This is a genomic window from Myxococcus vastator, assembly GCF_010894475.1.
GTDB lineage: Bacteria > Myxococcota > Myxococcia > Myxococcales > Myxococcaceae > Myxococcus > Myxococcus vastator.
Window position 1 is genome coordinate 1 of sequence record NZ_JAAIYB010000533.1, and the last position, 5,327, is coordinate 5,327.

At 70.2% G+C, this 5,327-nt stretch carries 1 protein-coding gene; it reads left to right on the forward strand.

What is annotated here, in order from left to right; translation table 11 throughout:
• The coding region (locus G4D87_RS39730) for an OmpA family protein (RefSeq protein WP_240358816.1) at window positions 1-4,967 on the forward strand (4,967 nt) is incomplete at its 5' end.
• Between the last annotated feature and the right edge of the window lie 360 nt (window positions 4,968-5,327).

Genomic DNA, 5,327 nt, shown 5'->3' on the forward strand with positions numbered 1-5,327 from the left:
GTGGTGGCGCGGGTCATGGCAACGACGGCGTGGCCGGTGGGGGCAGCGCGGGTGGCGGTGTCGTATTCATTCGTGCGGGCTCGCTGGCAGGGACTGGTCGCGTCTCGGCGAACGGGCTGGCGGGCGGCAACGCCCGGGATGATGGAAATGACGCCGCGGGTGGCGCGGGCGCTGGCGGCACCGTGTACCTGCGCGTCACCGGAGCCCTGAACTGCTTGGCCGACCAGGTGTCGGCCCGCGGTGGCAACGGCGGGAGCACGGATTTCGCCGAGCACGGCACGGGTGGCGGTGGTGGTGGCGGCCGGGTGCTGACGCAGTCCGCGACGGGGACGTGCGTTCCGGTGGTCACCGGCGGCACCGCGGGCACGCAGCCGACGGCCACCGCTCCGGACGGTCCCTCCTATGGCGCCGCCCCTGGAAACCCGGGTGTTGTCACCACCCTTCCCGGCGCCTTCCCGATGAACGTGGCGGCCCCCGTGGTCGTGACGCCGGCCAACGGCTCCACCACGGGCTTTCGTCCAGTCATTACCGGCACGGCCCCCGCGAACTCCACGGTGGTCATCTTCGTGGATGGCGTCGAAGTGGGCCGCGTGACGGCGGACGCCGCGGGGAACTTCAGCTTCACGCCGACCGTGGACCTGACCCTCGGCTTGCACACGGTGAATGCCTACGCCCAAGTCCAGGGTGTGTCGTCGGTGCTGAGCAACACCAACACCTTCACCGTGGTCTCCGACACCACGCCTCCGGACACCACCGTCGTGAGTGGGCCTCCGGCGGTGACGAATTCCACCAGCGCCACGTTCGACTTCAGCTCGAATGAGAGCCCGGTGACGTACGAGTGCGCGCTGGACGGCGGCCCGTTCGTACCCTGCACGGACCCGCAGACGTTCACGGGCATGGCGGAAAGCAACCACACGCTGGCGGTGCGCGCGGTGGATTCGGCGGGCAACGTGGACCCGACGCCTGCGGAGTATGAGTGGACGGTGGACACGACGGCGCCCGACACGGCGATTGTCAGCGCCCCTCCGGCGACGACGACGTCCAGCAGCGCCACGTTCGACTTTGATTCGAACGAGAGCCCGGTGACGTACCAGTGCTCCCTGGACGGTGCGCCGGTCGTTCCCTGCACGAACCCCGTCACCTTCACGGGACTGGCGGATGGTTCGCACACGTTGGTGGTGTTCGCGGTGGACGAGGCGGGCAACGCGGACGTGACGCCCGCGACATACACGTGGACGGTGGACGCCACCGCGCCGGACACCACCATCGTGAGTGGGCCTCCGGCGGTGACGAATTCCACCAGCGCCACGTTCGACTTCAGCTCCAATGAGAGCTCGGTGACGTACGAGTGCTCACTGGATGGTGGACCGTTCGTACCCTGCACGGACCCGCAGACGTTCACGGGCCTGGCGGAAGGCAACCACACGCTGGAGGTGCGAGCGGTGGATGTGGCGGGCAACGTGGACCCGACGCCCGCGACCTACGCGTGGACGGTGGACACGACTGCGCCGGATACGACGATTGTCAGCGGCCCTTCGGGAGCGACGACGTCCAGCAGCGCGACGTTCGACTTCAGCTCGGACGAGAGCCCGGTGACGTACCAGTGCTCGCTGGATGGTGGTCCGTTCGTGGCCTGCACGGACCCCGTCACCTTCACGGGGCTGGCGGATGGTGCGCACACGTTGGCGGTGCGCGCGGTGGACGGGGCGGGCAACGTGGACCCGACGCCCGCCACCCGGACCTGGACGGTGGACACCACCGCGCCGGATACCCTCATCGTCACGGGCCCGCCGCTGACGGACGCGCCCAGCGCGGCGACGTTCGACTTCGACTCGGACGAGTCTCCGGTGACGTACGAGTGCAGCCTGGACGGCGCGGCCTACGTGCCGTGCACGGACCCGGTCACCTTCACGGGCCTGGCGGAAGGCAGCCACACGCTGAGCGTTCGCGCGGTGGATGAGGCGGGCAACGTGGACGACACGCCGGCGACCTACACCTGGGCGGTGGCGGTCGACTCGGACGACGACGGCCTGACGGACGACGAGGAGGTTGCGCTGGGCACCGACCCGAACAACCCCGACACGGACGGTGACGGCCTGCCGGACGGCATCGAAGTGAATGTCGGAGGGACGGATCCGCTCGACGATGACTCGGATGACGACGGCATCCTGGATGGCAACGAGGACGCCAACCACAACGGCATCGTCGACGACGGCGAGACGGACCCGAACAACGGGGACACCGATGGCGACCTGCTGTCGGACGGTCTGGAGCTGGGCCTCACCGAGCCCCAGGGCACGGACACGGACATGACGGGCTTCGTGGCGGACTCCGACCCGACCACGACGACGGACCCGCTCAACCCCGACACGGACGGCGGCAGCGTGCGTGACGGCATCGAGGACGCCAACCGCAACGGCCGGGTGGACCCGGGTGAGACGGATCCGCTCAACCCCGCGGACGACGTCGACTCCGACGGCGACGGCATTGATGACGCGACGGAGCTGGAGCTCGGCCTGGACCCCAACGACGCGGACAGCGACGACGACGGCGTGCCGGACGGCATCGACGGCATCACCGACACGGATGGTGACGGCCTCATCGACGCGTTGGACCCGGACAGCGACAACGACGGCATCCTGGACGGCACGGAGCTGGGCGTGACGCTGGAGAGCGCTCCGGCGGACACGGACCGTGGCTCGCCCAACTTCCGTCCGGACGCGGACCCGACCACCACCACCGACCCGAAGAACCCGGACACGGATGGTGACGGCCTGCTCGACGGCGAGGAGGACACCAGCCACGACGGCCGCGTCGACACCACGGAGACGGACCCGAACAACCCGGACACGGACGCTGACGGCCTGACGGACGGCGTGGAGGTGCGCGGTAACAACCCCACCCACCCGCTCGACCCGGACACGGACGGTGACGGCCTGATGGACGGCGCGGAGGACGCCAACCGCAACGGCTCCTTCGACAACGGCGAGACGGACCCGAACAACGCCGACACGGACAGTGGCGGCGTGAATGACGGCGAGGAAGTCACCGGTGGGAGCAACCCGCTGGACGGCAACGACGACTTCGTCATCTCCGGTCGTGGGTGCAGCACGAGCGGGGCGGGCACCTTCGCTCCGCTGGCGCTGCTGCTGCTCGGGCTGCCCCTGCTGGGCCGCTTCCGCCGCTCGGCGGGGCGGGCCGGTGGGGCCCCCGTGGCCGCCGCCGCCGTGCTGGCGCTGGCGGTGCTGCTGGTGTCGCGGCCGGCCGTGGCGCAGGTGCCCACGCTGTCCGCGTCCCAGTCCATCGACGTGCAGCAGTACAAGCCGGGGCCGAGCTCGAAGGACATCCTGGGCGTCCAGAGCGCCCAGGTGCACTCCCACCTGGGCTGGAACGTGGGCGTGTCCGTCAACTACGCGGACAAGCCGCTCAACTTCATGGACCCGCGCTCGGGCCGGTTCATCACCGCGCTGGTGCGCAGCCAGGTGGGGGTGGACCTGATGGGCTCGGTGGGCCTCTTCGACCGCTTCGAGCTCGGCGTGCTGCTGCCGGTGACGCTCCAGCGTTCGCAGGCGGCGCCCATGGTGGACCCGTCCTTCGCCCAGGGCGTGGGCTCGGGCGGCATCGGTGACCTGCGCCTGGTGCCCAAGGCCCGCCTCCTGGAGGAGGGCTCCTTCGGCCTGGCCCTGACGGTGCCGGTGGTGCTGCCCACGGGCGGCGGCTCCGACTTCCTCGGGAGCTCGGGCGTGGGCGTGCAGCCGCGCCTGGTGGCCGAATACGGCGAGCGGTTCCGCCTGGCCGCCAACGTGGGCGTGGACTTCCGGCAGGTGCAGCAGCTGCGCAACCTGAACGTGGGCAACGCGGTGTCCTACGGCGTGGGCGCCGAGCTGCCCTTCACGGTGCGCGAGGTGCCGCTGGCGCTCGCGGCCACGGTGGTGGGCGCGGTGAACCTGGAGCAGCAGGACACCGAGGAGCGCCCGCTGGAGCTGCTGGCGGCGCTGAAGTACCGCGCGCTGGGCGGCTTCTCCGCGCACGTGGGCGGTGGGCCGGGGCTCACCCGCGGCTACGGCACGCCGGGCTTCCGGCTGCTCGCGGGCTTCAGCTACAGCCCGGAGCCGTCCCGCGAGCCGCAGCCGGCGGCGCCGGTGGACACGGACGGCGACGGCCTCCTGGACCTCAATGACGCCTGCCCGACGGAGCCCGAGGACAAGGACGGCTTCCAGGACGAGGATGGCTGCCCCGACCCGGACAACGACGCGGACGGCATCCCCGACACGGCGGACGCGTGCCCGAACGAGCCGGAGACGCTCAATGGCTTCGAGGACACGGAGGGCTGCCCGGACGTGGCGCCGCCCCCGCCGCCGGTGGACACGGATGGCGATGGCCTCATGGACCCGGAGGACCGCTGCCCCAACGCCCCGGAGGACAAGGACGGCTTCCAGGACGAGGACGGCTGCCCGGACCCGGACAACGACCGGGATGGCATCCCCGACACCGAGGACAAGTGCCCGAGCGAGCCGGAGACCATCAACGGCTTCCAGGACGAGGACGGCTGCCCCGACAAGGGCAAGGTGAAGGTGCTCGTGGACGGCGAGCGCATCGTCATCCTGGAGAAGGTCTACTTCGCCACCGGAAAGGACGTCATCCTGGCCCGCTCGTTCCCGCTGCTGAAGCAGGTGGCCGCGGTGCTGCGCGCCAACCCGCAGGTGGAGCTGGTCCGCATCGAGGGCCACACGGATGCCCAGGGCAACGACGCGAAGAACCTGGACCTGTCCCAGCGCCGCGCGAACAACGTGCGGGCCTTCCTGGTGAACGCCGGCATCGCCGACGGCCGCATGGAGGCGGTGGGCTACGGCGAGACGAAGCCGGTGGACACCAACAAGACGGCGAAGGGCCGCGAGAACAACCGCCGCGTGGGCTTCACCATCCTCCGCGTGGGGAAGGTGGAAGTGGAGCGCGAGGCGCGCTGACGCACGGGCCCTGAATACCCGGTGAAGCACACCGGGTGCGTTCATCCACGGGTGGCTCCGAAAGAGATTTCGGGGCCACCCGTCGTTTTTTGGGGCATGCTGCGTCCCACCCGCTACGCAGTGCCGTGGAGCGCGAGTCAAGGGGCGAAGTTCACCCACCGCGTCGCACGCCTGCACGTCCTTGCGCTGGCGTAAGTGCGCGTCAGGACTCGGACGCGCAGCATCCCGCTACAGGCTCGTAGCGGAATACTTGCCAAAGCGTGGGACTTGCTGATGATTGAGGAGGTTGGGAGCACGCGCGCTGCATCGCGCGACTCCGGGCGAGAGGACCACCATGGACCAGTTCGATCAGAACAAGCA